Genomic DNA, 24,900 nt, shown 5'->3' with positions numbered 1-24,900 from the left:
CATGAAGCGCATCACTGTTGCGGAACGTCCAGATTGGCGCGACACGGCGCGCACCGTTGGCTTTGGTTTTCATGAAATGTATGGCGAGCCCTATTGGGTGGACGATGCCGCCTATGTGTTCTCCCTGGAAGAAATCGAGACCCGGATAGAGGCACCCAGTCAGGAATTGCACGATATGTGCATGGACCTGATCGGCGATATCGTCGGCAGTGAGGAGGCACTCGACCGGTTGGCCATTCCAGACGATCTTCGCGACGTGGTCCGCAGATCCTGGCAACGCCAGGACCGGCATCTCTATGGGCGTTTCGATCTCGCCTATGATGGCGAAGGCCCTGCCAAGCTGCTGGAATATAACGCCGACACGCCGACATCCGTTTTCGAGACCGCCTATTTCCAGTTCAATTGGCTCACCGACCAGCAGGCGCTTGGCGCGCTGCCCGCCGATGCCGACCAGTATAATCTATTGCAGGAAAGCCTTGTGGAGGCATTCGAGCAGTTTCCAAAACAGTCGATGTTCCATTTCACGGCGATGACCGAGAATGAGGAAGATCGCGGCACCACGGTTTACCTGATGGATTGCGCCCTCCAGGCCGGGCACCGCGTCGAACTTCTCGATATCGGCGATATCGGCATTGATGCAGAAGGGCGCTTTACGGATCTGCAAGACCGGGTGATCGACCAGTGTTTCAAGCTCTACCCCTGGGAATTCATGCTGCGCGAGCCGTTTTCGCGCCAATTGGCACGGTCCGGCGATGTGTTTGTCGAACCCGCCTGGAAATCAATCTTGTCCAACAAGGGGCTGCTGCCGCTACTCTGGCAGCGCCACCCCAACCACCCCAATCTATTGCCAAGCTTTTTTGCCGACGATCCCGCCGCCTCAAGCCTTGGCGACTACGTGCGAAAACCGCTTCTGTCGCGAGAAGGCGAAAACGTCACGCTTTTCCAAGGCGGCACGGAATCTCTCGTCTCCCCAGGTGGTTACGGCGAGGAAGGATTTATCGTGCAAGCCTATGCGCCGCTGTTTAAGAGTGAGGCGGGCTTTGCAGTGCTTGGTAGCTGGATTGTCGGTGATCGTGCCTGCGCCCTTGGCATCCGCGAGGACCGCTCCCGCATTACCGCCAATCTCTCGCGCTTTGTGCCGCATGTGATTGTCTGAAGTTAGAGTCAGTCAGGGTCAGTCTGAACCAGACTGACTCTAGATTCTTTTGTTTTCGTTTGTCTTTTCGGGAAAACCGGTTTCCACTTTTCCCTGACAAACTAGTGCAGCGGATTTGTCCGAAATCCTATCCTACCCTCGTGTCATCCCGCATGACCATGTGGCCCGGAGACACCTGTTCATAGCGTCGTTTGGGCGGCTGGTATCCGAGCGGGCGCACCGGGCTTTTCAGCTCTTCGCTGTCCAGATCGCGCCGGATATTTCGGCGGGAAGGATCCGGTACCGGCACGGCTTTCATCAGTTTTCGGGTATAGGCATGTTGCGGATTGGAGAACACAGCAGTTCTCGGGCCGATTTCGACAATTTCGCCCAGATACATCACCGCGACCCGGTGGCTAACCCGTTCTACCACCGCCATGTCGTGGGAAATGAACAGAAAAGCGATTTTCAGGCTGGCTTGCAGATCCATCAGCAGATTGCAGACCTGCGCCTTGATGGACACGTCGAGGGCCGACACGCTTTCATCGGCGACGATGACTTTCGGGTCCAACGCCAGCGCCCGGGCAATGGCAATGCGTTGGCGCTGGCCGCCGGAAAACTCATGCGGATAGCGGTTGGCCATATCGGCGCTGAGGCCCACCCGCTCCATCAGGTCGGCGGCTTTTTCCCGCGCCTGCCGATGCGTGGCCAGTCGGTGAGTGGTGATCGGCTCGGCCACCGAAGCACCCACGGTCATGCGTGGATTGAGGCTGGCGAACGGGTCTTGAAAAATCATCTGGATGGAGCGGCGCATCCGGTTGATATCGGGACCCCGCAGGGAGAGGACATCATAGCCATCCAGCTGGACCGAGCCGCTGAGCGGATCGATCAGTCGCATGACGGAGCGTCCGGTGGTCGATTTTCCGCAGCCGGATTCTCCCACCAGCGCTAATGTTTCGCCCTGGAAAAGATCGAAGGAGACATCCTCCACAGCATGGATCACGCCGGTTTTTCTGCCAAACAGACCACCCTTGATATCGAACCGGGTGACCAGATCGCGCACCTGGAGAACCGGCGTCAGGCCCCGCTCGACAGTATCGGCGACAACCGTAGGCTCCACCCGTTCGCCGGTCGCCATATCCACGACCGGAAAGCGCCGTGGCCAGGCGGCATCGCCCATTTCCCCCAGGCGCGGAACCGCAGAGAGCAAAGCGCGGGTATAGGGATGGCGGCCCTTGTGAAACACATCGCCCGTCGTGCCGGTTTCCACCACATCGCCGCGAAACATCACCATGGTGCGGTCGGCAATTTCGGCCACAACGCCCATGTCATGGGTGATGAACAGCACGGACATGCCCTCTTCCGCCTGCAATTGCTTGATGAGATCAAGGATCTGGCCCTGGATCGTCACGTCAAGGGCCGTGGTCGGCTCGTCGGCGATCAGGATTTTCGGCTTCAGCGCCAGCGCCATGGCAATCATCACCCGCTGGCGCATTCCGCCCGAGAATTGATGCGGATAATCATCAAACCGCGCCCCGGCATTGGGAATGCGAACCTTGTCCAGCAGGTGGATGGTCTGCGCCCGCGCCTCGCCTTTGGACAGACCGCCATGGGCAATCAAGGCCTCGGAAATCTGCCGGCCGATGGTGAAAATCGGATTGAGGCTGGTCATCGGCTCCTGAAAAATCATCGCCATATCCCTGCCGCGCACGTTGCGCATGGCCTTTGGGGATAGAGCCATCAGATCGCGGCCCTCCAGCATGATCTTGCCGGTCGTCCGGCTGGTCTGGTCAGCCAGCAACCGCATGATCGATAGCGACGTCACGCTCTTGCCCGAACCGCTCTCGCCGACAATGGCGAGCGTCTCGCCCGCCATCACATCGAAAGACACATTGCGGACCACGGTTTTCCAGCGTCCATCCACCAGAAAAGCGGTGTTTAGCCCTTCTACGGACAAGATCGGTGCAGGTGTTTGCGCGCTCATGGCGGGTCCTCATTGTCGACGGGGTACAGACTCGAGTTTGTCTTGATTTCGTTTGTCTTTTCGGGAAAACGGATTTCACCTTTCCCAAAGCAAACTCTATCGTCCGACAGCATAGGCCTGCATCAATCTGGGCGTGGCTGCGGCTCGCAACAGTCCATCGGCATCGCGTCGCGCTGCGGTCAATCGGCCGATAGACCATGGTTCGGCAACGGTCAGGGCATGACCGCGTCTGGCCAACTCAGTAATCGTCGCCTCGGGGAAATTCTTCTCCACCATCAGGCTGCCCGGCTCACGGGTGCGCGGATAAAACGAGCCGGGGAAATGCGAGGTGTGGAAGAGCGGTTGATCGATAGCCGCCTGAAGATTGAAGCCATGGTGAACATAGCGCAGGAAGAACGATAACTGCCATTGATCCTGCTGGTCGCCGCCCGGCGTGCCAAACGACAGGGTGGGACGGCCTTCATAGAGCGCGATCGATGGCGTCAAGGTGGTGCGTGGGCGCTTGCCCGGTTGCAACGAGGTGGGCAAGCCGGGTTTGAGCCAGAACATCTGCGCCCGGGAATTGAGGCAGAAGCCCAATCCCGGCACAATCGGCGAGGATTGCAGCCAGCCACCGGATGGCGTGACGGACACCATATTGCCGTCGCGGTCGATCACATCGATATGCACGGTATCACCGCGCTTTTCGCTCAAATGCGCCATGGTCGGCTCAAACACCGCCCCGGTTTTCGACGTGGCACCCAACATCTCCATGGTGCGGGTATATTGATCCTCAAAGCCCGCAACACGGCCCGGCACCAGATCGAAAGACGCCGTCTCGCCGATCAAGGCGCGACGCTCAGTGGCATAGGCCTCGCTCAGCAAATGCTGCATCGGCACCGTGGCGAACGCCGGATCGCCATAATAGATCTCCCGGTCTGCATAGGCCAGTTTCATGGCCTCGGTGACGGTGTGAACGAAATCCGGGCCATCCGAGGCCATGGCCGCAATATCGAAGCCTTTCAGGAGCGATAGGGCCTGCAACAGCACCGGCCCCTGGCCCCATGGTCCGGTCTTGGCCACCGTCCAGCCATGATAATCGAAGGTTTGCGGCTCCTCTATGGTCGCAGACCAATGGGCCATATCGTCAGCCGTCAGCACGCCTTTGTGACACGCACCGCTCGCATCCATCACCGCCGTGGATTGGACATAGGCATCAATACGTTCGGCCACAAAACCACGGTAGAAGGCATCACGAGCAGCGTCGATCTGCGCCTCGCGGCCGGATTTGGCCTCGGCTTCCGCAATGATCCGCTTCCAGGTCTCGGCCAGAACTGGATTGGTGAACAGGCTGTTCGGCTCCGGGGCGAAGCCGCCCGGCAACCAGGTCTGGTGCGAGGTTGGCCAATGCTGTTCGAAGAAGCTGCCAAGTCCCTTGATGGTGGCCGAAACTCTGGCCAGAACCGGGTGGCCTTTTTCGGCATAATAAATGGCTGGCTCCAGCACGTCACGCACGCTCATCGTGCCGTAATCGCGCAGCATCAGCATCCAGCCGTCGAAGGCGCCGGGTATAACGGTTGCCAGCAGGCCATCGCCGGGAATGAGATCCAGCCCTTCCGCCGTGTAATGCTCGATGGTGGCGCCCGCCGGTGCAGGCCCCTGGGCGCAGATGACCTCCACCTTGTCCTTCTTTTTCGAATAGATCACGGCAGGCATATCACCGCCCGGACCACACAGATGCGGCTCGACAACTTGCAGCACGAAGCCGGTGGCCACAGCGGCATCGAAGGCGTTACCGCCTTTTTCCAGAATGGCCATGCCAACGGCAGAGGCAATCCAGTGGGTGGAGGCAACAACGCCAAAGGTGCCGAGAATTTCAGGCCGGGTGGTAAAGTCAGTCATAGCATATATCCCAGAATTGAAATGGAGGTGTGTCTTAGCCTTTTGCCTCAGGAAGAACGTGGATCGAGAACGTCACGCAGCCCATCCCCCAGGAGATTGAACCCAATGACGACGAGAAAAATCGCACCGCCCGGCCATATGGCCATCCAGGGTGCCTGACTGAGGAAATTCTTGGCGACATTCAGCATCGAGCCCCAGCTTGGGGCTGGGGGCTGCTGCCCAAGACCCAGAAAAGACAGGCTGGCTTCAGCGATGATCGCGGTGGCAACCGTCAGCGTCGCCTGCACCAGAACCGGCGCCAGGATATTGGGAAAGATGTAACGGCTCATGATTGCCACATGTCCAAGGCCAATGGAGCGTGCGCCCTCCACGTAATCTTCCGTTTTCACTGCCAAAACCTGACCACGGCTCAACCGGATGAAGGTTGGCAGTGCGGAAAGGCCGATGGCAATCATCGCATTGGTCAGGCTTGGCCCAAGAAAAGCGGCAAGAGCAATGGCCATGATCAGAAAGGGCATTGCCAGAAAGGCCTCGGTGATGCGGGAAATGACCATATCGATCCAGCCGCCGAAGTAACCGGAGAGAATGCCAAGCGGAACGCCGAGGATGGTGGCAATCGCCACGGAGAAAATTCCTGCGGCAAGCGATGCCCTCGCCCCCCAGATCATCCGGGACATGATATCCCGCCCAAGGTCATCCGTGCCGAACGGGTGGGCCATCGACGGTGCCTTGCGAATGGCCGACCAGCTCGACGCCAAGGGATCGGCAATCGGCAGTAATGGCGCCAGCAGCGCCACCGTGAGAAAGAACAGGATGATTGCCAGGCCAACCAACGCCGCCTTATTGGCTTTCAGTTTTCGCCAGCCTCTTCCGGATGGATGGAACGGGGCGGTTGCGGCCTCACTTATGGCGGTCATAGGCTGGCCCTCATCCGAGGATTGAGAAGAAGATAGAGACAATCGGCCATCAGGTTCATCAGGATGAAGCCGATGGCAGTGCAAAGCACGACACCCTGGACAACGGCATAGTCCCGATTGAAAACCGCATCGACGATCAGCTTGCCAAAGCCGGGAATGGTGAAAATCTGCTCCGTCAGCACCGCACCTGCCAGCAATTCGCCAAACAGCAAGGCGGTCAGCGTAACGATCGGCAAAACCGCATTGCGAAAACTGTGAGACAGGATGACCGAACGTTCCGGCATGCCCTTGGCGCGGGCGGTACGCACATAATCCGAACTGAGAACCCCCAGCATGGCCGAGCGCGTGTGGCGCATGATCGACGCCGCCAAGGCATTGCCCAGCACGAAAGACGGCATCAACATGGTTTTCATCGACATCCATGGGTCGGAAAAGAACGGTTGATAGCCGGAGGCCGGCAACCAGCCGAGCCGGACCGAAACCAGAAGAATGAGCATGATGCCGAGCCAGAAATTCGGGATCGACAGGCCAGACAGCGCCACCACGCTAGCCAGGTAATCGATCAGCGTATTCTTCTTGACCGCGGCCAGAATGCCGAGGGGAATGCCGAGGGCGAGAGCAAAGATCGTCGACATGATCGCCAACTGGCAGGTGACGGGCAATTTCTCGCCGATCAGTTCCAGCACGGGCTGGTTGGTTCGCAACGACATGCCGAGATCGCCCTTCAGCGCAGCGCCAAGCCACATCGCATATTGAACGGGCATCGGATCATTCAGGTGATATTTCTCGCGCAGGCTTTCCATCACTGCGGGATCGCGATCTTCTCCCGCCATGATCAGCACCGGATCGCCGGGCAGAAGCTTTTGCAGCGAAAACACGAAGACAGAAATGATCAGCAGCGTCGGTATGGCCAGCAACAGGCGCCGGGCAAGGAAAGTGGGCATGACGGTCTCCGGATGAATGAGACGTTTGTGTCAGGCGGCGGACCTGCCGCCTGACAAAGATCACTTCCGTGACAGGATCATCAGGGAGAAAAGCAAGAGCTCAATTGGCCTTTTGCATGCCCGTCAGGCGGATCATTCCATCCGGTGACGGCACAAAACCGGTGATCTTCTTGCTGGACGCCCAGAGCCAGGACTGATGACCGAGATAGATGATCGGCAGATCATCGTTCAGGATTTCATCGGCCGCATCGTATTTCTGCTTGCGCACGGCTTCATCGGTGGACTGTCGTGCTTCGTTCAACAGCGTATCGACGGCGGGATTGCAATATTTGGTATCGTTAATGCCACCCTTGCAGGTGACGAACTGATGCAGATTGCCATCCGGGTCCACACGCCCGGACCAATCCGAACGGCTGATCTGGTAATTTCCAGCCGTCTGCTCGTTGAGCATGGTGGCAAATTCCATCGTCTTCAGCGTCACGTCAAAACCCGCCTCAGCGACCATCGATTGGACGACCTGCATCATCTGCAACACCGTCGCGCTGTTGGACACCTGCAACTCAATCGGCACTCGATCAAATCCGGCGGCTTTGATCAGGGCTTTTGCCTTTTCGACATCGCGGGCAGGAACCGGAATCCGCTTGTCATACCAGGGGCTGACAGGCGGAAATGGCTGATTGCCCGCCAGAGCCGTCCCCTCGAAGACGATCTGGTTCAGTGCTTCGCGATCGATGGCCAGCGAGAAGGCCTGCCGCAGACGCTTGTCCTTGCCAAGCGGGTTATTGGCGCGAGGACCATTGCCGATATTGACATACATCGCCATGTAACCGACGCCGACCGCCTGTTCAAAGTCCAGCTTGCCATCGGACTTGATGGAGGCGGCATCGGTTGGGGCCACCCGCTCAATCATATCGAGATCACCGGAGCGCAGATTGGCGAGGCGCACCGTGCTATCGACAATCGGCAGATAGGTGAGCTTGTTGATGAAAATCTGATCCTTGTTCCAGTAATCAGCAAATTTCTCCAGCACGATCCGGTCCTGCTGCACCCGCTCGACAAATTTGAACGGACCGGCGCAGACGGGATGGCTGCCGAAATTAGCGCCCAATTCCTTGGCGGCCTTGGGCGAGACGATCATCCCGGCCCGGTCGGACAATTGCGCCAGCAGGGTCGAATCCGGCGCCTTGAGCGTGAATTTCACCGTATCACTGCCGATAGCCTCGACCTTTTCAACCGAGGCAAGCTCGCTCTTGCGCCGCGATTCCGGCATGGTCATGTTGCGCTGGATGGTGGCGACAACCGCTTCGGCATTGAGGGGTGTTTCGTCGTGAAATTTCACGCCCTGGCGCAAAGTCATGGTCAAAACCTTGCCACCCTCGCTCCAGGCCCAGCCGGTGGCAAGCTGCGGAACGATCTTCAGGTCGGGCGACACATCGACCAGTTTATCGCACATCGCCGTATAGACGATGCGCCCCACGAACGTGCGCGACTGCGCCGGATCGAGCACGTCAGGGTCTTCCGACAAGCCGATCTTCAGGTCTGCGGCCATCACAGGTGCAGCAAAAGCGGCGGTGACGAGCAGCGCGGTCAAAACTCTGTTCAGTTTCATGCCATTCCCCTCATTGTTGTTTTTATGCTGATGATAGGCAGTTGCCGTCATGCCTCTGCGGGGTGGACGGCGGTATCGATCGAGGTAATGCGGATCAGGCTCTCTTGCAGGGTGAGAAGGTGGACCCGCATGGCTTCGCCCGCTCCAATCGGATCGCGCGATGCAATCCGGTCGATAATCGCGAGATGCTGGCCATGAGTGACAGGGCGGGTTTGGGCAAACGCCCGTGCCTGTTCACGAATATTCTGCCAGGCCGGGTCCTGCCGTGTCCGGTTCATCACATCGAACAGCGCCAGGAAAAGACTGTTACCGGCGCATTGGGCAATCTTTCGATGCAGCGCTCCATCCCAAAGCTCCCGCCCATCGGCATCCTTGCTGGCGCCGATCTTTGCCACCAGATCATACATGGCCTGCACATCCGCAGCATTGGCCCGCAGCGCCGCAAGCTGCGCCAGTTGCGGTTCAAGCCGCAGGCGCACTTCCATGACTTCCAAAGGATCGGTTCCGGCAACCAGGGCACCGACATAGTCATCGAATGCGTCGGGGCGTGTGCCAGCAAACGTACCAGACCCCTGCCGCCGCCAGATAAGCCCTTCTGCTTCCAGAACCTCAAGGGCCCGGCGAACGGAACGGCGGCCAAGGCAAAGTTCCTCGCACAGTGACCGCTCTGTCGGCAGTTTTTCCCCTGCACTGAACCGACCGGAGCTCAGCAGTTCACGCAATTTGTTCAGGGCGAGATTGGAATTGTCGTGATCGTCAATCATGCATTGGTTCGAACCAATTGATAATTGGTTCATACTCAGACGAACGAAGAGATGAGTCAATCCGACTTTGCATATTTTTTCATGCTGCTTTTATTTTAGGCAAGCGCCTTTGTGCTGGCGCTCATCACCAGCACTCGCATCACGATAAGGATGCAATCAAGTTACGGATGCAGACAGATGGTAGCCTTATGCTGAGCAAGGCTCCGTCGGCCCCTTGGCGGGTTGGGTAAACCATTTCGGCCCATCCGAGGTCATGTAAATAATGTCTTCCAGACGCAGGCCGAATTGTCCGGGCAGCACGATCATCGGCTCGCAGGAAAAGCACATTCCCGCTTCAAGACGAACAGTGTTGCCGCGCACGATATAGGGCTCCTCATGCCCCTCAAGGCCAAGACCATGACCGGCGCGATGGGGCAGTCCGGGAAGCTGGTAATCCGGGCCGAGGCCGTGGCGGGTAAGCACGTCGCGGGCGGCATCATCCAGGCTACCACAGGGCGCGCCAATCCGGGCTGCATCAAAAACCGCCTGCTGGGCCTCCCGCTCAATCGCCCATATGCGGGCAAACTCGGCAGTTGGCTCCTCCAGCATATAGGTGCGGGTAATGTCGGAGTTATAGCCATCAATGCGGCAGCCGGTATCGACCAACACCACATCGCCCGGCTGGTAATATTGCTCGCCATCCGCCCCATGCGGCAAGGACGTGGTCTCGCCAAAGGAAACGATGCAGAAGGTGGAGCCGTTGCTGGCGCCTAGGCGTCGGTGTTCGTCATCAATAAAGCGCACGACCTCCGAAGCGGCAATGCCGGGGCGGATCATGGCATGGGCTTTGCGCTGCACATCCAGTGTCAGGTTCATCGCATATTGGATAATGGCGATTTCAGTGGCGGATTTTCGCAGGCGCTGACCGCGCAGAAGCGGCCCTCCGTCGATCAGCCGATCTGCGACTATTTCGCGCTTTAGGGCATTGTAGACGAAAAGCGGCACGGAATCGTCGACCGCAAGCGTGCCACCGTGAGGCAGAAATGACGCGACAAGGGCGGCGCTGCTTTCATCTTCTTCCCACACCCTGATATCGCCGGGAAGATGCGGCAATGTCTCCACCCGGCTGCGCTCAAAGCCCGGCACCACATAAACGAGTTCCGATGCCGTGATCACCGCACCCACAAGCCGTTCGCTGCCATGCCAGACCAGCCCGGTGAAATAGCGCAGGCTCTCGGTGGAGCCGATCAGCACCGCGCCGATATCCTTTTCTGCCATGGTCTTCCGAAGGGTTTCTAACCGGAGAACCCGCTCTTCCATGGAGATTTTGGGGGCTGATAGACGTGAGGACATGGTCTGTTTCCTTGGATAATTCAAGCCCGGCCTTCTTCAACGGCATGACAGGCAACCTGCACGGTATCGGTCATCGTCATCAGCGGCATTTCCGCCTTGCAGCGGTCGTTGGCCAGCGTGCAACGCGGATGGAAGGGACAGCCCGTGGGTGGATTGAGCGGGGACGGCATTTCGCCGACGAGTTTGATCCGCTCACCGCGCCGGTCGGGATCGGCAATCAACGTCGCCGAAAGAAGGGCCTTGGTATAGGGATGGCGCGGATTGGTAAACAGCGCTTCCACCGGGCCAAGTTCCACCGCATGGCCAAGATACATCACCACCACGTCATCGGCGATGTGGCGCACCACGGCCAGATTGTGAGAAATGAACATCATGGTCAGGTTGAGCTGGGTTTTCAGCCGCTTCAAGAGATTCAGGATTTGCGCCTGCACCGAAACGTCGAGCGCCGAGGTCGGCTCATCACAGACCAGAAATTCCGGCTGGAGAATGAGGGCGCGGGCGATGCCGATGCGCTGGCGTTGCCCGCCGGAGAACTCATGCGGATAGCGGTCTGCGGCTTGCGGCGGCAAGCCCACCAGTTCCAGCATATCGGCAACGGCCTTGCGACGGCTGGCCTTGTCGCCGATACCATGGATGACCAGGCCTTCGGCAATGGAATCGCCAATCGGCAGCCGTGGATCAAGCGAGGAGTATGGGTCTTGAAAGACAATCTGGATGCGGCGGCTAGAGGCAAAATCAACGCCCATGCCGGGTCCGGCAATCTGCTTGTCATCAAAGATGATTTCGCCTGCGGTCGGCGCGAACAGACCCACCACGATGCGGGCCAGCGTGGATTTTCCGCAGCCGCTTTCACCGACCACACCCAGCGTGCGCCCGCGTTCGATGGTCAGGCTGACGTCGTTGACGGCGTTGACATAGCCTTTCACCCGCTGAAACGCCCCGCCGGTCACGGCGAAGGCCATCTTGATGCCGTTCATTTCGATCAGGGCGCTCATGCGGGCTGAACCTCTTGTTGACCGGCAAGATTGGCCGGTTCGGTCAGCCAGCATCGACAGTGATGGGCCTTGTGGATTTCGGTCAGCGCCGGAACAGCGGTCAGACAGCGCGGTTCATTAGCCTCGCGCCGGGCTGTGCAGCGCGGCGCGAACAGACAGCCCTGGGGCAGATGGGTTAATTGCGGCACGCGACCATCGATGACTTCGAGCATGTCAGGGGATTCGCCCAGCACCGGCACCGAGCGCAGCAAGGCTTGCGTGTAGGGATGCTTGGGCGATTTGAACAGGGTTTTCACATCGGCAAGCTCTACCACTTGGCCCGCATACATCACCGCGACATGATCGGCCATTTCGGCGACCACGCCAAGATCATGGGTGATCAGGATGATGGCAGTGCCGAAATCACGCTGCAAATCGCGCATCAAATCCAGAATTTGTGCCTGAATGGTCACATCCAGCGCCGTTGTCGGCTCATCGGCAATCAGCACTTCCGGCTGGCAGGCCAGCGCCATGGCAATCATCACCCGCTGCGCCATGCCACCGGACATTTCATGCGGATAGGCCTTCATACGTCGTTGGGGATCGGGAATGCCGACGGCTTTCAGCATGGCGATTGCCGCCGCTTCCGCCTCCTGCTTGCCCATGTTTTTGTGCAGGCGGTAAGCCTCGGCAATCTGCCGCCCCACGGTATGGACCGGATTGAGCGAGGAGGACGGGTCTTGGAAAATCATCGAAATCCGGTTGCCGCGCACTTTGCTGAGGTCCATCGGTGACATGCTGCGCAGATCGGCTCCATCCAGCAGCACTTCGCCACCGATGATCTTGCCGGGATAGGGCACCAGCCCCATGATGCTGAGCGAGGTGATCGATTTGCCGCAGCCGCTCTCGCCGACAACGCAGAGCGTTTGTCCCGCCTCCAGCGACAGCGAGACCTTATCGACCGCGCGGGCGGTGCCGGATCGGGTTTGGAAATGGGTGGTGAGATCGCGGATCTCCAGAATAGGCCGGGTCATGCTGTCCTCACGTATGGAGCCGCGGATCGAGGGCATCACGCAGCCCGTCTCCGAGAAGGTTGAAGCCAAGCACGGTCAGCATGATGGCAAGGCCGGGAAAGAACACCAGATGCGGCGCGGAGAAGATCTCGTTGCGGGCAGCCCCCAGCATCGTCCCCCATTCCGGCGTCGGCGGCTGTGCGCCAAGGCCAAGGAAGCTGAGACCAGCCGCATCGAGAATGGCGGTGGCAACCCCAAGCGTTGCCAGCACCACAATCGGCGTGATGGCATTGGGCAGCACACGGCGAAACAGAATGCGCCATTTGCTGCCACCCAGCACCCGTGTGGCCGCGACAAAATCGAAGGTTTTCACCGAAAGCACACTGGCGCGGGTGACGCGGGCATAGGCGGGAACCGAGACGATGGAGATGGCCAGTAATGCATTGCGAATGCCCGGTCCCAGAACCGCAACGATGGCAATGGCCAATAGCAGCGATGGAAAACCTAGGATCACATCCATGATCCGCATGATGATATTATCCACCCAGCCCCGGAAATACCCGGCAATCGCCCCCAGCAGCACGCCAAAGAACAGCGCGCAGGTGACGGTGGTGAGGCCAATGACCAGACTGACGCGCGTGCCATAGAGAATACGCGAAAAGGAATCCCGGGCATTGCCATCGATACCCATGATGTGCTGCGGACGGCTGGCGTCGCATCCAAGCAGATGCACGCAGGGCGGCTCGCGGCGTTTGACCTGCTCGACACCGATCAACACCTGATCGGGATCATAAGGGGCAAGCACCGGTGCAAAAATGGCAATCAGGATCAGCATGCCAATGATGAACAACCCGACCTGCCCGGAGCGCAGCCTGAGCAGCCGTCCCCAGGTTCTGCGCCATTGGGCGACCGGTTCACCAATCAGGCCATCTTCGAGAATGGCCTCTGCTGCACTGGCCGATACACTATTCAAGCGCGTCATGAACTGTCCTATTGTGGGCGAATGCGGGGATCGAGATAGGTGTAGGAAAGGTCCACCAGCAGGTTGATGGCCACGTAGGACACGGCAATCATCACCGTGAAGGCCTGCACGACAGGATAGTCGCGCGCAAAAATCGCCTCAACCAGCATACGGCCCACGCCGGACAGACCAAAAACGGTTTCCGTCAACACGGCGCCACTAAGCAGGGCGCCCATTTGCAAGCCCAGGATGGTGACAACCGGCAACAATGCGTTGCCCAGCGCATGTTCGCTGACAACGCGTTTTTCCGGCACGCCCTTGGCGCGAGCGGTGCGGACATAATCACGCCCCAACACATCCAGCAGCGAGGAGCGCGTCATGCGGGCAATCACTGCCATCGGGATGGTGGAGAGCGCCATGACCGGCAAGATCATGTGGCGCACGGCATCCCAGAACACCGTCCAATTGCCGGTGATAAAGGCGTTCAGAATATAAAAGTTGGAGAAGAATTCGAGCACCTTGCTCCAGCCGCTATCTGCTGCCAATTGCCAGTGCCAGACCTCGTAAAAGGGAATGGAATTGACACCGGCGGAAAGCCGTCCGGATGGCGGCAGCCAGAAGGGCGTGCCACGCAGCATCACCCCGAACAGATAAGCCAACATCAACCCCAGCCAGAACACCGGCATGGAAATCCCGGCATTGGCAACGATCATCGTGCCGACATCGGCTGCGGAATTATGGCGACGGGCGGCAATAACGCCGAGCCCGACACCGATGATGGTTGCGGTGATCAGAGCCAGGACCGCAAGCTCGGCGGTCATCGGCAGGCGCTCGATAATGATCTGCGTCACGGGCCGCGAGAAGCGCACCGATGTCCCGAAATCACCTCGCAGCATATCCCCCATATAAATGAAAAACTGCGTTGGCAGCGGTTTATCGAAGCCGTAGCGGGTGATGAAACCGGCACAGGTCTCGGCGGTAGCCTTCTCTCCCAGCATGGCCTTGCAGGGATCGCCAGGGATCAGCCGAGCGAGCGCGAAAGTCACGATCAGGATGCCAAAAATCACCGGAATAGAAATCAGCAGACGTTTGGCTGCATATCCGAGCATCACAGGTCCTCATTACCAGATTTTACAGCGCCGTTTGGTTTGTCAGATGTCATCAATGAATGGATGATGGAGCAAGATTACCCCCCTCTGGGTTGCCAGCCATCTCCCCCTCAAGGGGGGAGATCGATGCGAGGTTTGCCCCTCGCTGGAATCTCATGCATCGAAACTTGCTGCGTATCCAATGAAGCGGGTGGGTTACCCTATTCGATCCCCCCCCTTGAGGGGGAGATGTCCGGCAGGACAGAGGGGGGGTAAACGGCATATAAAAACGATCTCGTCAGACAGGACGGGCCAGACATTTGCGCCTAGCCCGAAGCGTCGAAATCCTCACGATTACTTCTTGGCGTTCATCAATCCGCCCCAGAGGGAGGAGAAATAATCGAAGGAACCGGTATTGCCGACATGGGCCGGATTGGATGCATCGAGGCCAGCAGCCCAGGAAACAACGACGTCATTGGCGTTGAAGGCAGAGCCGTCGGTAAATTTCACGCCTTCCTGCAAATGGCAGATCCAGACAGTGGAGTCGGCATTGGCGTCGCAGCTTTTTGCAAGACCTGGAAGGATATCGCCGCTATCCTTGGCATAGTTCAGCAGCGTTTCAGTGATCGGTGTGCAGGCATTCAGCGTTTCGCCATCGGTTTCGTCACCGCAATAGAGGCTGATCGGCTCGGCATTCTGCATGAAGACCAACGTATCCTTCCCTGGAATCTCATCCTGCAACAGCGGTGAACCGAAGGGACGGACGATGGCATTCTTCAAGGTCGCACGCGCTGCATAGGCAGCGGCACCATGGACAATCGGTACCATCGGCACATGCTGGCGGATGGCATCGTTGACAGCGGCATAGATCGGTTCGGCCTGCTTGGTATCGGCAATCGTTCCGCCTTTGGTCAACCCCTCGGTAATTTCCGGGAAGGTGGTGCCGAACATTTTCGATGTCTTGCCGAAGTGATAATCGAGGAAGTTGGTGACATGCGGATAGTCCGCGCCCCAGCCCAGCAGATAGAGGCCATCGATCCGGCCTGCCGAGGTATCGTCGATGAATTTACCCGATTCAATCGGAACCACTTCCGCATCGATGCCGAGATTTTTCTTCAGCTGCGTCTGGAATTCGACGGCCACAACGCTTGGTTCCGGCAGGTAAGCGCGGAACACATCGCGGTAGTAGATCTTGGTCTTAAAGCCATTCGGGAAGCCGGCATCGGCCAATAACTTCTTGGCGGCGCTGGTATCAAATCCGTACCAATCCTTGCCGGCGCAGCCATTGGGCAGCGAACAGGGGGTGAAATGGGTGGCGACGACCGAACCCTTCGGATAGAAATTATCGACGATGCGCTGGCGGTCGATGCCCATGGCAATGGCTTGGCGCACCTTCTCATTCTCGAAGGGCTTGGCGGTATTGACCATGCCGAGATAGAGAATATTCGGGCTTTCCTGTGGCAGGAATTGCAGGTCTGGATCGTTCTTGACGCTGTCGAAATCATCCGGGCTGATATTGGTGATTTCATCGACCGTGCCGGAGCGCAATTCATTCAGGCGGCCCGCGCCGGACTGGTTCCAGCGAAACACCAGCTTGTCGAAAGCCGGCTTGGCGCCCCAGTAATTCTCGTTGCGCGTCATGGTGATGGAATCGCCGCGATTCCAGCTTTCCAGTTTGAAAGGACCGGTGCCGATCGGATTGTCGAGCAGCTTTTTCTTCGGTCCAGCCTCTTCGATATGCTTGGCGGGCTGGATGCCGAAGGGTACGAAGGCGGCCTTGGCTTTGAAGGCCGGATCAGGCGAGCACATCGAGAAGGTCACCGTGTGCTCATCGGTCGCCACGATGGACTTGATCTTGCCACCATAATTGCAATCGGGCGCCACAAGGCTTCTGCCTTCAAAAGCAACAGCCGGGCTGGTGAGCAAAGCAGCAACCGACACGGCCACCGCTCCGCCGAATAGACGAAATTTCATGCCTTTAATCCCCAGTTTGTTTGTTCGCGCCTTTGCGGCACCCTCATTTTTTATGTGTGCGGATAAATTATTGTTTTCATTTCTTCCACCGTATCCCCGACGATGAAATTCAGTTTTTGGAGTAGGCCAAATGCCCCTTCGGTCGCCTTGACATTGTTCGTGGGCGGCATACTGCTAAGATGTCAGACCAATTGTCAAGCGGTCGGCAGGAGGAAGAAATATCAATGACAATGCGCACCGGAAACGCGCTGAACGACACCCAGCATATCGCCGCGCTGCCACCGCTGGACCGTGTCCAGCAGGTGAGTGGGGCCATGGTTGGCTATATCAACAAGGCCGGTCTCAAGCGTGGAGATCGCCTGCCGACGGAACGCGAATTGATGAACGCGCTCGGCGTGGGTCGTTCAACAGTACGTGAAGTGATCGGGCGGTTTCAGGCTTTGGGCGTGGTGGAGACCCGAAAAGGCAGTGGAACCTATCTTTTGCAGCCTGTGAGTGCTGCGACGGTCCACATGCCGTTGATGCTGGAGACGGTGAATTTACGCGATGCTCTTCTGCAAACATTGGAAGTGCGGCGCGGCATTGAGGTTGAGGCCGGAGCTTTGGCTGCCATGCGCCGAACGCACGAAGATTTGCGCATCATCGAGGAAAAGCTCGACGAGATGGAGCGGGTGCATCTTGCCAAAGGCACATCCGGCAAGGAAGATCTGGCGTTCCATGTGGCGATCTACGATGCCACGCATAACCCGCTATTCAAACAGCTTCTGGAGCAGATGCGCGAAGCCTTCGAGCGCTTCTGGACAAAGCCTTTCGACAGGCCGGATTTTGCCCGCCGCTCCTTTCCCTATCATCGTACCTTGTTCAGCGCGATAGCCGATCAGGATAGTGAAGCGGCCCGCCGTGAAACCCTCAAAATTCTTGCCGTGGTGGAAGAAGACATCAAGGAAATGTCCAAATGAGCGACGCTCTCGATTATCTGCAACAGGCATCGCTGATTACGGCGCATGATGAGGCCAATGCTTATGATGCGGTGGTGCCGCCGATTGTTCAGACCTCGCTGTTCACTTTCAGTGATTATGACGAGATGGTCGCAACCTATCGCGGCGAAAAAATCCGCCCGGTCTATTCACGCGGGCTCAATCCGACCGTGCGGATTTTTGAGGATATGCTGGCCAAACTGGAAGGTGCCGAGGATGCGCTGGGTTTTGCCAGTGGCATGGCGACGATTTCTTCGACCGTCCTAAGCTTTGTCGAGCCAGGAGATCGGGTCGTTGCCGTTCGCCATCTCTATCCCGATGCCTTCAGGTTCTTTGAAACCATGCTGAAACGCATGCGCATCGAGGTGACTTACGTGGATGGCCGCGATGAGGATGCCGTGGCCAAGGCGCTGCCGGGCGCAAAGCTTCTCTATCTGGAAAGCCCGACCAGCTGGGTGATGGACGCCCATGATGTTGGCGCGCTTGCCGCTCTTGCCAAACAGCACGGCGTGTTGTCGGTGATTGACAACAGCTGGGCAAGCCCGGTGTTCCAGAAGCCATTATCGCTCGGCGTCGATCTTGTCCTGCATTCGGCCTCGAAATATCTCGGCGGTCACAGCGATGTTGTCGCCGGGGTGGTGGCCGGTCCCAAGGCGCTGATCAATCGTATCCGCAATGAAACGCTGCCTTATCTCGGCGGAAAACTGTCTCCCTTCGATGCCTGGCTGCTGATCCGGGGGATGCGCACATTGCCGATCCGCATGAAGGCGCATGAGGCCTCGGCGCTGGAGATTGCCCATCGCTTGCAGGCGCTCGATATAGTCGAAAAAGTCTGCCATCCGGCGCTGAACAATGGCTTGCCGCCGGGCCTGCATGGCACGTCCGGGCTGTTTTCCTTCATCTTCAAGGATGTCATCCATATTCAAACCTTCTGCGATCATTTGAAACTGTTCAAACTGGGCGTCAGCTGGGGTGGTCACGAAAGCCTTGTCGTCCCTGGCGATGTGGTGGCCAACCAGAAAGCTCCGCCGAGTTTCGCGGATGCCTTCGGCGTCGATCCGCTGTCTGTGCGTCTCCATGTCGGGCTTGAGGGGACCGAGGCACTGTGGAGCGATTTGCAGGCGGCGATGGCGGCGGCCCGAACAGACTGATCCGTTGCAAACCTCCATCCCCATGACCGACTGGAAATCTGCCCATGACCGATATTGAAACCGTCCTCGCCCGTGTCGATGACAATCTGCCCTCCAGTTTGGAAACACTGTTCGATCTGGTGCGTATTCCCTCGATTTCCACCGATCCGGCCTACAGCCCGCATTGCCGCAAGGCTGCGCAATTTCTAGCGGCATATCTTACGGGCATAGGCTTTGCAGCATCCGTGCGCGACACGTCCGGTCATCCGATGGTGGTTGCCCATCATGAAGGACAGGACGCGGACTGCCCGCATGTGCTGTTCTACGGCCATTATGATGTTCAGCCGGTCGACCCGCTGAACTTATGGCAGAACGACCCGTTCGACCCAGCCATTCGTGACGGTTCAACCGGAGAAAAGATCATCACCGGACGCGGCACCTCGGATGACAAGGGACAGCTCCTGACCTTCATCGAAGCTTTGCGCGCCTTCAAGGACACCAAGGGCGGGCTGCCGGTGCGCGTCACCATTCTCTTCGAAGGCGAGGAGGAATCGGGATCGCCGTCGCTTCAGCCTTTTCTTGAAGCTAATGCCCAGGAGTTGAAGGCTGATTTTGCCATGGTCTGCGACACCGGCATGTGGGACGCGCAAACACCGGCGATCTGTGCCAGCCTGCGCGGTCTGGTCGGCGAGGAAATCACCATCAAGGCCGCCAGCCGCGACCTCCATTCGGGCGGATATGGCGGCGTTGCAGCCAATCCGCTGCATGTGTTGAGCGATATTTTGGCTGGCCTGCATGATGCAACCGGTGCCGTGACTCTACCCGGCTTTTACAATGGCGTTGACGAAACACCGCCCGATATCAAGGCCGTCTGGGCCGAACTGGAGAAGACCCAACCCTCATTCCTAACAGATATCGGCCTTTCCGTCCCGTCAGGCGAGAAGGGCCGTAGCGTGCTGGAATTGCTCTGGGCCCGCCCAACCGCCGAGATCAACGGCATGTCCGGCGGCTATACCGGCAAGGGCTTCAAGACCGTGATTGCCGCCGAGGCCATGGCCAAGGTATCCTTCCGTCTGGTGGGAAAACAGGACCCGCAAAAAATCCGCGATAGCTTTCGCGCCTATGTAACCTCAAAGTTACCTAGGGATTGCCGGGTTGAGTTTCACGCCGAAGGGGCCTCACCTGCCATTCAATTGCCCTATGACTCGCCAATCCTCGCCAAAGCAAAGGCTGCTCTTTCACAGGAATGGCCAAAGCCCGCCATTGTTGTCGGCGGCGGCGGATCGATCCCGATTGTCGGCAGCTTTCAATCCATGCTTGGCATGGACTCCTTGCTGGTTGGTTTTTCCCTGGACGATGACTGCGTTCACTCACCCAATGAAAAATACAACCTCACCTCTTTTCATAAAGGCACCCGATCCTGGGTACGGATCTTACACGGCCTGAGCGAAGAGGTGATCAGCAGGCCGTGAAGCCACCGTCAACGGGGAGAGAGACACCGGTGATCATTGATGCCTCCTCACTCAGCAAGAAGCGGATCGGCTTTGCAATGTCATCGACGGTCGCCCACCGTCCCAACGGCATTTTTTGCAGGAAGGGTTCGCCTATCTCCGGGCGGCCCCAATAAAATGCGGACATCTCCGTCATGACCACGGTGGGGTTGACGCTATTGACCCGAATTTTGTATTTGCCAAGTTCAAGCGCGCTGACACGGGTGATGCTATCAAGTGCTGCCTTGGAAGACGCATAGGAGACATGGCCCGGCAATGCCACCAATGCGGCCTGGCTCGAGACATTGACGATTGAGCCGCCCTTGCCTTCTTTGATCATCGAGCGCGATGCGTATTTCGTCACCAGAAGCGCGCCTCTGACATTGATGGCAATGGCTTTGTCGAAGATAGAGATGTCTGTTTCCTGCGGGGTGGCGATTTCGCCGCCAAAGCCACCACAGTTCACCACGCCCCACAATGGCAAAGCCTCCACAGCCTTGCGAATTTCGTCTTCCGAGGTGAGATCGAAAATCAACGTCTCACAACCGGTTTGCGCGGCCAGCTTATCAAGCTCGTCTCGCGACCGCCCGGCCGCATAGACCTTGGCCCCGGCTTCTTTCAGCCTCTTCACCGTCGCGCCACCGATTCCGCCGCTTGCGCCGGTGACGAGGATTGCTTTACCATCAAGGTCCCACATGAGTATAATCCCGCGTTGATTTACGTGCTGAATCCTCGGATTAGCCACCAATCATCAGCTTGACGATTTCGTCGTGGTTGGTATCGGCAATATTGCGCGTTCCCGCGACAATACCCCGTCTCAGGACAACGATACGATCAGATACGGCAAATATGTCCTGGAGGTTATGGGAGATGAAAATAACGCCCCTGCCCTGGGCTTTCAGCGATTTGATCAGGGCAACAACTTTACGCTGTTCCGGCACGCCCAGCGCTGCTGTCGGTTCGTCCATGATCAGGATCTTGGCATTCCAGTAAACGGCCCGACCGATTGCCACCGCCTGGCGCTGCCCGCCTGAAAAGTTGCTGACCGGTGCATCCAATCGCTTCACATGAAAGTCGAGAAGCGCCATGGTATCGGCTGCGGCCTTGGCCATCGCCTTCCGGTCGAGGACGGGAATAAAGCCGAAAGCGCGTTTCATTGGCTCACGGCCAAGAAAAATATTGGCGCCAATGGACAGATTATCGGCGAGCGCCAAATCCTGGTAAATGGTCTCGATCCCTTTTTCGCGCGCATCCTGCGGCGAGGAAAAAGCAACCGGGTGTCCATCGATCAGAATTTCACCCGATGTCGGCGAATAGACACCAGAGATCGCCTTGATCATCGTGGTCTTTCCGGCGCCATTGTCTCCGGCCAGGGCCACGACTTCACCGGCACCGACCGTCAGCGAGCAATTATCAAGGGCTTTCACAGCGCCGAAATACCGGGAAAAATTGCGGACTTCCAGAAGGGGTGCGACATTACTCAGCATGTTTGACTCCACTGAAGCGGCGTTGCGCCTGGTCGATAAGAACGGAAATGATGATAACGACGCCAACGGCAATGAACTGCCAGAATGGCTCAACATTCATGAAGACCAGGCCGTACTGGATGACCGCAATGACCAGGGCTCCCGCCACCGTTCCGATGATTGTTCCAGAGCCTCCAAACAGGCTGGCGCCGCCAATCACCACTGCGGCAACACTGTCGAGAAGCAAGGGTTCTCCGGCCTGGGCAGCGCCCGCCGTGAAGCGCGCGGCATATAACGCGCCACCAAGGCCTGCACAGACCGAGGACAAGATATAAAGTCGCAAAATATGGCCTTTGATATCGATACCTGCCCGGCGTGATGCCTGGGCATTGGCGCCAATCGCATAATTATGCTGCCCAAACCGCGTCTGGCTGAGAATATAATGCATCAACAGCACGAAAACGGCGGTTACCAGAACGAGATACGGTATGCCCTCTATCCGTCCATTTCCCAGCATTGCGAAGTAGGAGTTCTTGACGGGTACCGTTGTTCCTCCGGCCAGAAGGAAAGCCGCGCCTCTGGCAACACCGAACATGCCGAGCGTGCCGATAAAAGGGGGTACGTTCAGCCTGGAGATCAGCAGCCCGTTGATGATGCCTGGAATTGTCGCGGCGAGGATGGCGACGAGGATGCCGCACACCATCGCAGCCGGCAAAGGCATGAAAACCCCGAAATAATTGGTGGCGTGGGCAGCGACGACCGCCGCAAGCCCCATGATGAAACCCGCAGAAAGATCTATGCCGCCAGAGATGATGACGAAGGTCTGGCCGATTGCCAAAAGAAGGGGCGCAACAGCAAAGACCGCGACCGATTGCCAATTGAAGGGTGAACCGACGAAGGTTCCTCCAAAATCTGTCTGCGCCCAAATCTCGAAAATCACAATAAGTGCAGCCAGAAAGACCCACGCCCGCAACTGAGCGATACGCTGCACGATCGTCTTGGTAACGTCGGCGTGGTCGGCCTGGGGAGCGACGGCGCGTGCGTTCTCGGGCGCCATGGTCTGGTGTTCCAGCATGAATTCCATCCTGAGTTCTGGTCAGCTGCCAATAAAGGGATTTGGACGCTTATCCTGGCGTCCGATCAGCCTTGGCTGACGTTTTAACGAGGCCGTGGAGGTCTATTCAGCGTAGATGAACCGAGCGATGGCTGGATCAGTCACGTTGCTCTTGTTGATGACCGTAAAGCCAGTCCCAATCTTGGTTGGGATGGACTGCCCGGTCAGGTGCGCATAGGCGGAGATCACCCCGTAATAGCCGATTTCCGCAGGATGCTGAGCGATTGCAAAATCGATAAGGCCGGATTTCAAATTGTCCACCACCGACCCTGGTGCGTCGAACGCCACAACCTTGATTGTGCCGGATTGGCCAGCCTGCTGGACACCGTTCGCCGATCCAAGCCCGGAAAACAGATTGGCACCGAAGACACCGGCCAAATCAGGATTGCGGGCATAAACCGCCTGGAGTTGGGACGCAGCCTTGTTGGCATCATTGTCATTGAACTGCGTTTCGAGAACCGTGATGCCGGGATGTTTGGCCATCTCGGATTTGAACCCCTGCTCACGCTGATCCGTCGTCGACACTCCGGGCTTGACGTTGGAGACGTAGACCTTGCCTTTGTCACCAATGGCCGACGCCAGAGAGCGCGCTGCGATTTCGCCGCCCAGAACATTGTCGGATGCGATATAGGACAACGGAAAATCCCCGTCCCCTGCGCCGGTTTGATAGTCACCGGTCCCGATGAATGTATCGACCGTGATCAGCGGAATGCCGACATCCGCAGCTTTTTTGAGAGGCTGCACCAATTGGGTCGTATCGGTGGGAGCGATGAGAATGGCATCCGGCTTTTTCGCAATGACCGCATCAAGAACCGGAACCTGTGTCACAGGGTTGAAATCTGGAGCGCCTTGAAAAATAATCTGCGCGCCAATGGCAGCTGCTGCGGCTTCTGCGCCCTTATGCATCGTGATATAAAACGCATCGGTCGTCAGACCTGGAATCAGCGCAATTCTGAATTTTTTATTTTCGGCCTGAGCACGCGAGACAGCCAAAACAGCCGGTGCGGACAAGGCAAGCGCGGTCGCAGATTGAAGAAAATGCCGACGTTCCATGTTTCTCTCCTCCCAAATCGAAACAGTCATCTCCCGTGAATTAAGCATTCAATTCACGACAGCATCATCACGCCGTTTTCAGTTCGCCGTCAAGAAATTTTTTTCAGAAACTTATTTCTTTTTCGCTTTCGTCTGTTTTTCCGCAGCCTGGGAAGGCGTATCCTGCTGGAGAAGATTGAGAATTGCGATGCAGGTATTGGCGTCGGTAACCAGGGAATTGATCATTCCAGACCGAACAGCGCCGATGATTCCAGCTGCTTTTTCAACGGTTGCGGCCACACCGATAGACAGTTTGGCTTTGCAAAGCTGCTGGCTGGATGCTGCAATCATTCGCTCTTCCCCATCCCAGGACAAAAGCTTGCCGTTGATATCGACATAATGTCTGATGACGTCACCAACCGCGCCTCCAATGGCGCGCTCATTCACTGTCGCGGCACTCGCCTCAGGCGGATTGATTGCATGCGGCAGCCCTATGCCGACAATCGCGCAATCCAGGCGATCCCAAAGTTTCGTTGTTTCCTGCACGAATGCATCGGCAAGAAAAGCATCCTTCAATTCTGCCGAGGAAAGATAAGGCGCATGCAGGAAATGGGCGCTGCCACCCAGTTGATCAGCGGCCTGGCGGACGAATTCGCTAATCTGGAAATGCGGCGCTGATTGCTGGAGACCGCCGTTCAACGCGACGGCGATAATGTCGGGTATGCGCGGCAAGCCTGCGGCAATAACCTCACGTATGGCACGACCCCAACCGATACCGATGACCGACCCTGCGGCCAGGCCTTCTTCCTTCAGCAAATCGCCCAGCGGCTTTGCCAGCGCACCCAGAACACCTGTCGATGGGGTATCGATCACCGCCGCCCTCTTCAGGGACAGCGCCTCGATCAATTCCTGGGTCAGACCGGCGGGCGAGACAAGGTCAAGCACCTCGATCTTGACGATCCCAAGCGCCCTGGCCCGTTGAAGCAAACGAGAGACGGTCGCGGTCGAGATTCCAAGCTTGCGCGCGATCTCAACCTGAGACATCTCCGCTTCGTAATGCAGCTTTGCGACCATATGCAATGTCGCCCGGGACGCCGTATCCTGTGAAGTTTGCG

Annotated in this window: 21 protein-coding genes; 4 read left to right on the top strand and 17 right to left on the bottom strand. The window is 57.8% G+C overall.

Annotated features, from left to right (window positions below; translation table 11 throughout):
• The first annotated feature begins 1 nt into the window (after position 1).
• Entirely contained in the window at positions 2 to 1,156 is a 1,155-nt protein-coding gene (locus FS819_RS20075) for a glutathionylspermidine synthase family protein (RefSeq protein WP_156547360.1), read from the top strand.
• A 127-nt stretch (positions 1,157 to 1,283) separates the two neighbouring features.
• Here the strand turns inward: FS819_RS20075 and FS819_RS20070 are convergent, their stop codons facing one another.
• The 12 genes from FS819_RS20070 to FS819_RS20015 all read right to left on the bottom strand — a co-directional run bounded on the left by FS819_RS20070 (position 1,284) and on the right by FS819_RS20015 (position 16,576).
• Entirely contained in the window at positions 1,284 to 3,119 is a 1,836-nt protein-coding gene (locus FS819_RS20070; RefSeq protein ID WP_156547359.1) for an ABC transporter ATP-binding protein, read from the bottom strand.
• A gap of 96 nt (positions 3,120 to 3,215) precedes the next feature.
• Positions 3,216 to 5,000, bottom strand: a complete 1,785-nt coding sequence (locus FS819_RS20065; protein WP_156547358.1) for a gamma-glutamyltransferase family protein — start codon at positions 4,998 to 5,000, stop codon at positions 3,216 to 3,218.
• Positions 5,001 to 5,047: 47 nt separating this feature from the next.
• Positions 5,048 to 5,917, bottom strand: a complete 870-nt coding sequence (locus FS819_RS20060) for an ABC transporter permease (RefSeq protein WP_156547357.1) — start codon at positions 5,915 to 5,917, stop codon at positions 5,048 to 5,050.
• Positions 5,914 to 6,861 (bottom strand): ABC transporter permease, encoded by a 948-nt coding sequence (locus tag FS819_RS20055; protein ID WP_156547356.1) that lies wholly within the window; start codon positions 6,859 to 6,861, stop codon positions 5,914 to 5,916. Before FS819_RS20055 ends, FS819_RS20060 begins: the two co-directional genes overlap by 4 nt.
• A gap of 100 nt (positions 6,862 to 6,961) precedes the next feature.
• Positions 6,962 to 8,470, bottom strand: a complete 1,509-nt coding sequence (locus FS819_RS20050; RefSeq protein WP_156547355.1) for an ABC transporter substrate-binding protein — start codon at positions 8,468 to 8,470, stop codon at positions 6,962 to 6,964.
• Between the two features lie 47 nt (positions 8,471 to 8,517).
• Positions 8,518 to 9,234 (bottom strand): FadR/GntR family transcriptional regulator, encoded by a 717-nt coding sequence (locus FS819_RS20045; protein ID WP_156547354.1) that lies wholly within the window; start codon positions 9,232 to 9,234, stop codon positions 8,518 to 8,520.
• A gap of 186 nt (positions 9,235 to 9,420) precedes the next feature.
• Positions 9,421 to 10,566 carry a M24 family metallopeptidase gene (locus FS819_RS20040; protein WP_156547353.1) on the bottom strand — a complete coding sequence of 382 codons (1,146 nt, stop codon included), beginning with the start codon at positions 10,564 to 10,566 and terminating at the stop codon, positions 9,421 to 9,423.
• Between the two features lie 20 nt (positions 10,567 to 10,586).
• Positions 10,587 to 11,561, bottom strand: coding sequence for an ABC transporter ATP-binding protein (locus FS819_RS20035; protein ID WP_012653733.1), 975 nt, complete (start codon positions 11,559 to 11,561; stop codon positions 10,587 to 10,589).
• Positions 11,558 to 12,574, bottom strand: coding sequence for an ABC transporter ATP-binding protein (locus tag FS819_RS20030; RefSeq protein ID WP_234624470.1), 1,017 nt, complete (start codon positions 12,572 to 12,574; stop codon positions 11,558 to 11,560). Before FS819_RS20030 ends, FS819_RS20035 begins: the two co-directional genes overlap by 4 nt.
• 7 nt (positions 12,575 to 12,581) lie before the next feature.
• The gene (locus FS819_RS20025) at positions 12,582 to 13,535 is read right to left on the bottom strand and encodes an ABC transporter permease (protein WP_081344082.1); all 954 of its coding nucleotides are present in this window, start codon (positions 13,533 to 13,535) and stop codon (positions 12,582 to 12,584) included.
• A gap of 8 nt (positions 13,536 to 13,543) precedes the next feature.
• Positions 13,544 to 14,623: an ABC transporter permease gene (locus tag FS819_RS20020; RefSeq protein ID WP_156547352.1), complete on the bottom strand. Its 1,080-nt coding sequence runs from the start codon at positions 14,621 to 14,623 to the stop codon at positions 13,544 to 13,546.
• Between the two features lie 333 nt (positions 14,624 to 14,956).
• On the bottom strand, positions 14,957 to 16,576 hold the full coding sequence (locus FS819_RS20015; protein WP_156547351.1) for an ABC transporter substrate-binding protein: 1,620 nt from the start codon (positions 16,574 to 16,576) through the stop codon (positions 14,957 to 14,959).
• A gap of 230 nt (positions 16,577 to 16,806) precedes the next feature.
• Here FS819_RS20015 and FS819_RS20010 point away from each other — a divergent pair, with 230 nt between their 5' ends.
• The 3 genes from FS819_RS20010 to FS819_RS20000 are packed head-to-tail and all read left to right on the top strand — an operon-like array spanning position 16,807 to position 20,155.
• Complete coding sequence (locus FS819_RS20010) at positions 16,807 to 17,535, top strand: FadR/GntR family transcriptional regulator (RefSeq protein WP_156547559.1); 729 nt, start codon at positions 16,807 to 16,809, stop codon at positions 17,533 to 17,535.
• Complete coding sequence (locus FS819_RS20005) at positions 17,532 to 18,704, top strand: PLP-dependent transferase (RefSeq protein ID WP_060717245.1); 1,173 nt, start codon at positions 17,532 to 17,534, stop codon at positions 18,702 to 18,704. Before FS819_RS20010 ends, FS819_RS20005 begins: the two co-directional genes overlap by 4 nt.
• A 44-nt stretch (positions 18,705 to 18,748) precedes the next feature.
• Complete coding sequence (locus tag FS819_RS20000; RefSeq protein WP_156547350.1) at positions 18,749 to 20,155, top strand: M20/M25/M40 family metallo-hydrolase; 1,407 nt, start codon at positions 18,749 to 18,751, stop codon at positions 20,153 to 20,155.
• Here the strand turns inward: FS819_RS20000 and FS819_RS19995 are convergent.
• The 5 genes from FS819_RS19995 to FS819_RS19975 form a co-directional block, all read right to left on the bottom strand.
• The gene (locus FS819_RS19995; RefSeq protein WP_156547349.1) at positions 20,142 to 20,870 is read right to left on the bottom strand and encodes an SDR family oxidoreductase; all 729 of its coding nucleotides are present in this window, start codon (positions 20,868 to 20,870) and stop codon (positions 20,142 to 20,144) included. The genes FS819_RS20000 and FS819_RS19995 overlap by 14 nt on opposite strands.
• Before the next feature lie 40 nt (positions 20,871 to 20,910).
• Entirely contained in the window at positions 20,911 to 21,660 is a 750-nt protein-coding gene (locus FS819_RS19990) for an ATP-binding cassette domain-containing protein (RefSeq protein WP_070165200.1), read from the bottom strand.
• Positions 21,650 to 22,696 (bottom strand): ABC transporter permease subunit, encoded by a 1,047-nt coding sequence (locus FS819_RS19985; protein ID WP_156547558.1) that lies wholly within the window; start codon positions 22,694 to 22,696, stop codon positions 21,650 to 21,652. Before FS819_RS19985 ends, FS819_RS19990 begins: the two co-directional genes overlap by 11 nt.
• Positions 22,697 to 22,816: 120 nt before the next feature.
• Complete coding sequence (locus FS819_RS19980; protein WP_156547348.1) at positions 22,817 to 23,806, bottom strand: ABC transporter substrate-binding protein; 990 nt, start codon at positions 23,804 to 23,806, stop codon at positions 22,817 to 22,819.
• 111 nt (positions 23,807 to 23,917) lie between these two features.
• Entirely contained in the window at positions 23,918 to 24,859 is a 942-nt protein-coding gene (locus FS819_RS19975) for a sugar-binding transcriptional regulator (protein WP_156547347.1), read from the bottom strand.
• Positions 24,860 to 24,900: the final 41 nt, after the last annotated feature.

The sequence above is a fragment of the Allorhizobium sp. Av2 genome, from assembly GCF_021462805.2.
Classification (GTDB): Bacteria; Pseudomonadota; Alphaproteobacteria; order Rhizobiales; family Rhizobiaceae; genus Allorhizobium; species Allorhizobium vitis_G.
The sequence above is the reverse complement of the archived record's forward strand: the minus strand, read 5'-3'. Positions and strand labels throughout refer to the sequence as shown.

What these genes read in the sequence shown, in the direction of transcription:
- FS819_RS19985 (WP_156547558.1), bottom strand. Translation starts at nt 22,696, where the DNA reads ATGGCGCCCGAGAACGCACGCGCCGTCGCTCCCCAGGCCGACCACGCC.
- FS819_RS20055 (WP_156547356.1), bottom strand. Translation starts at nt 6,861, where the DNA reads ATGCCCACTTTCCTTGCCCGGCGCCTGTTGCTGGCCATACCGACGCTG.
- FS819_RS20025 (WP_081344082.1), bottom strand. Translation starts at nt 13,535, where the DNA reads ATGACGCGCTTGAATAGTGTATCGGCCAGTGCAGCAGAGGCCATTCTC.
- FS819_RS20050 (WP_156547355.1), bottom strand. Translation starts at nt 8,470, where the DNA reads ATGAAACTGAACAGAGTTTTGACCGCGCTGCTCGTCACCGCCGCTTTT.
- FS819_RS20000 (WP_156547350.1), top strand. Translation starts at nt 18,749, where the DNA reads ATGACCGATATTGAAACCGTCCTCGCCCGTGTCGATGACAATCTGCCC.
- FS819_RS19995 (WP_156547349.1), bottom strand. Translation starts at nt 20,870, where the DNA reads ATGTGGGACCTTGATGGTAAAGCAATCCTCGTCACCGGCGCAAGCGGC.
- FS819_RS20065 (WP_156547358.1), bottom strand. Translation starts at nt 5,000, where the DNA reads ATGACTGACTTTACCACCCGGCCTGAAATTCTCGGCACCTTTGGCGTT.
- FS819_RS20005 (WP_060717245.1), top strand. Translation starts at nt 17,532, where the DNA reads ATGAGCGACGCTCTCGATTATCTGCAACAGGCATCGCTGATTACGGCG.
- FS819_RS20030 (WP_234624470.1), bottom strand. Translation starts at nt 12,574, where the DNA reads ATGACCCGGCCTATTCTGGAGATCCGCGATCTCACCACCCATTTCCAA.
- FS819_RS20035 (WP_012653733.1), bottom strand. Translation starts at nt 11,561, where the DNA reads ATGAGCGCCCTGATCGAAATGAACGGCATCAAGATGGCCTTCGCCGTG.
- FS819_RS19990 (WP_070165200.1), bottom strand. Translation starts at nt 21,660, where the DNA reads ATGCTGAGTAATGTCGCACCCCTTCTGGAAGTCCGCAATTTTTCCCGG.
- FS819_RS20010 (WP_156547559.1), top strand. Translation starts at nt 16,807, where the DNA reads ATGCGCACCGGAAACGCGCTGAACGACACCCAGCATATCGCCGCGCTG.
- FS819_RS20070 (WP_156547359.1), bottom strand. Translation starts at nt 3,119, where the DNA reads ATGAGCGCGCAAACACCTGCACCGATCTTGTCCGTAGAAGGGCTAAAC.
- FS819_RS20060 (WP_156547357.1), bottom strand. Translation starts at nt 5,917, where the DNA reads ATGACCGCCATAAGTGAGGCCGCAACCGCCCCGTTCCATCCATCCGGA.
- FS819_RS20015 (WP_156547351.1), bottom strand. Translation starts at nt 16,576, where the DNA reads ATGAAATTTCGTCTATTCGGCGGAGCGGTGGCCGTGTCGGTTGCTGCT.
- FS819_RS20020 (WP_156547352.1), bottom strand. Translation starts at nt 14,623, where the DNA reads ATGCTCGGATATGCAGCCAAACGTCTGCTGATTTCTATTCCGGTGATT.
- FS819_RS20040 (WP_156547353.1), bottom strand. Translation starts at nt 10,566, where the DNA reads ATGTCCTCACGTCTATCAGCCCCCAAAATCTCCATGGAAGAGCGGGTT.
- FS819_RS20045 (WP_156547354.1), bottom strand. Translation starts at nt 9,234, where the DNA reads ATGATTGACGATCACGACAATTCCAATCTCGCCCTGAACAAATTGCGT.
- FS819_RS19980 (WP_156547348.1), bottom strand. Translation starts at nt 23,806, where the DNA reads ATGGAACGTCGGCATTTTCTTCAATCTGCGACCGCGCTTGCCTTGTCC.
- FS819_RS20075 (WP_156547360.1), top strand. Translation starts at nt 2, where the DNA reads ATGAAGCGCATCACTGTTGCGGAACGTCCAGATTGGCGCGACACGGCG.
- FS819_RS19975 (WP_156547347.1), bottom strand. Translation starts at nt 24,859, where the DNA reads ATGGTCGCAAAGCTGCATTACGAAGCGGAGATGTCTCAGGTTGAGATC.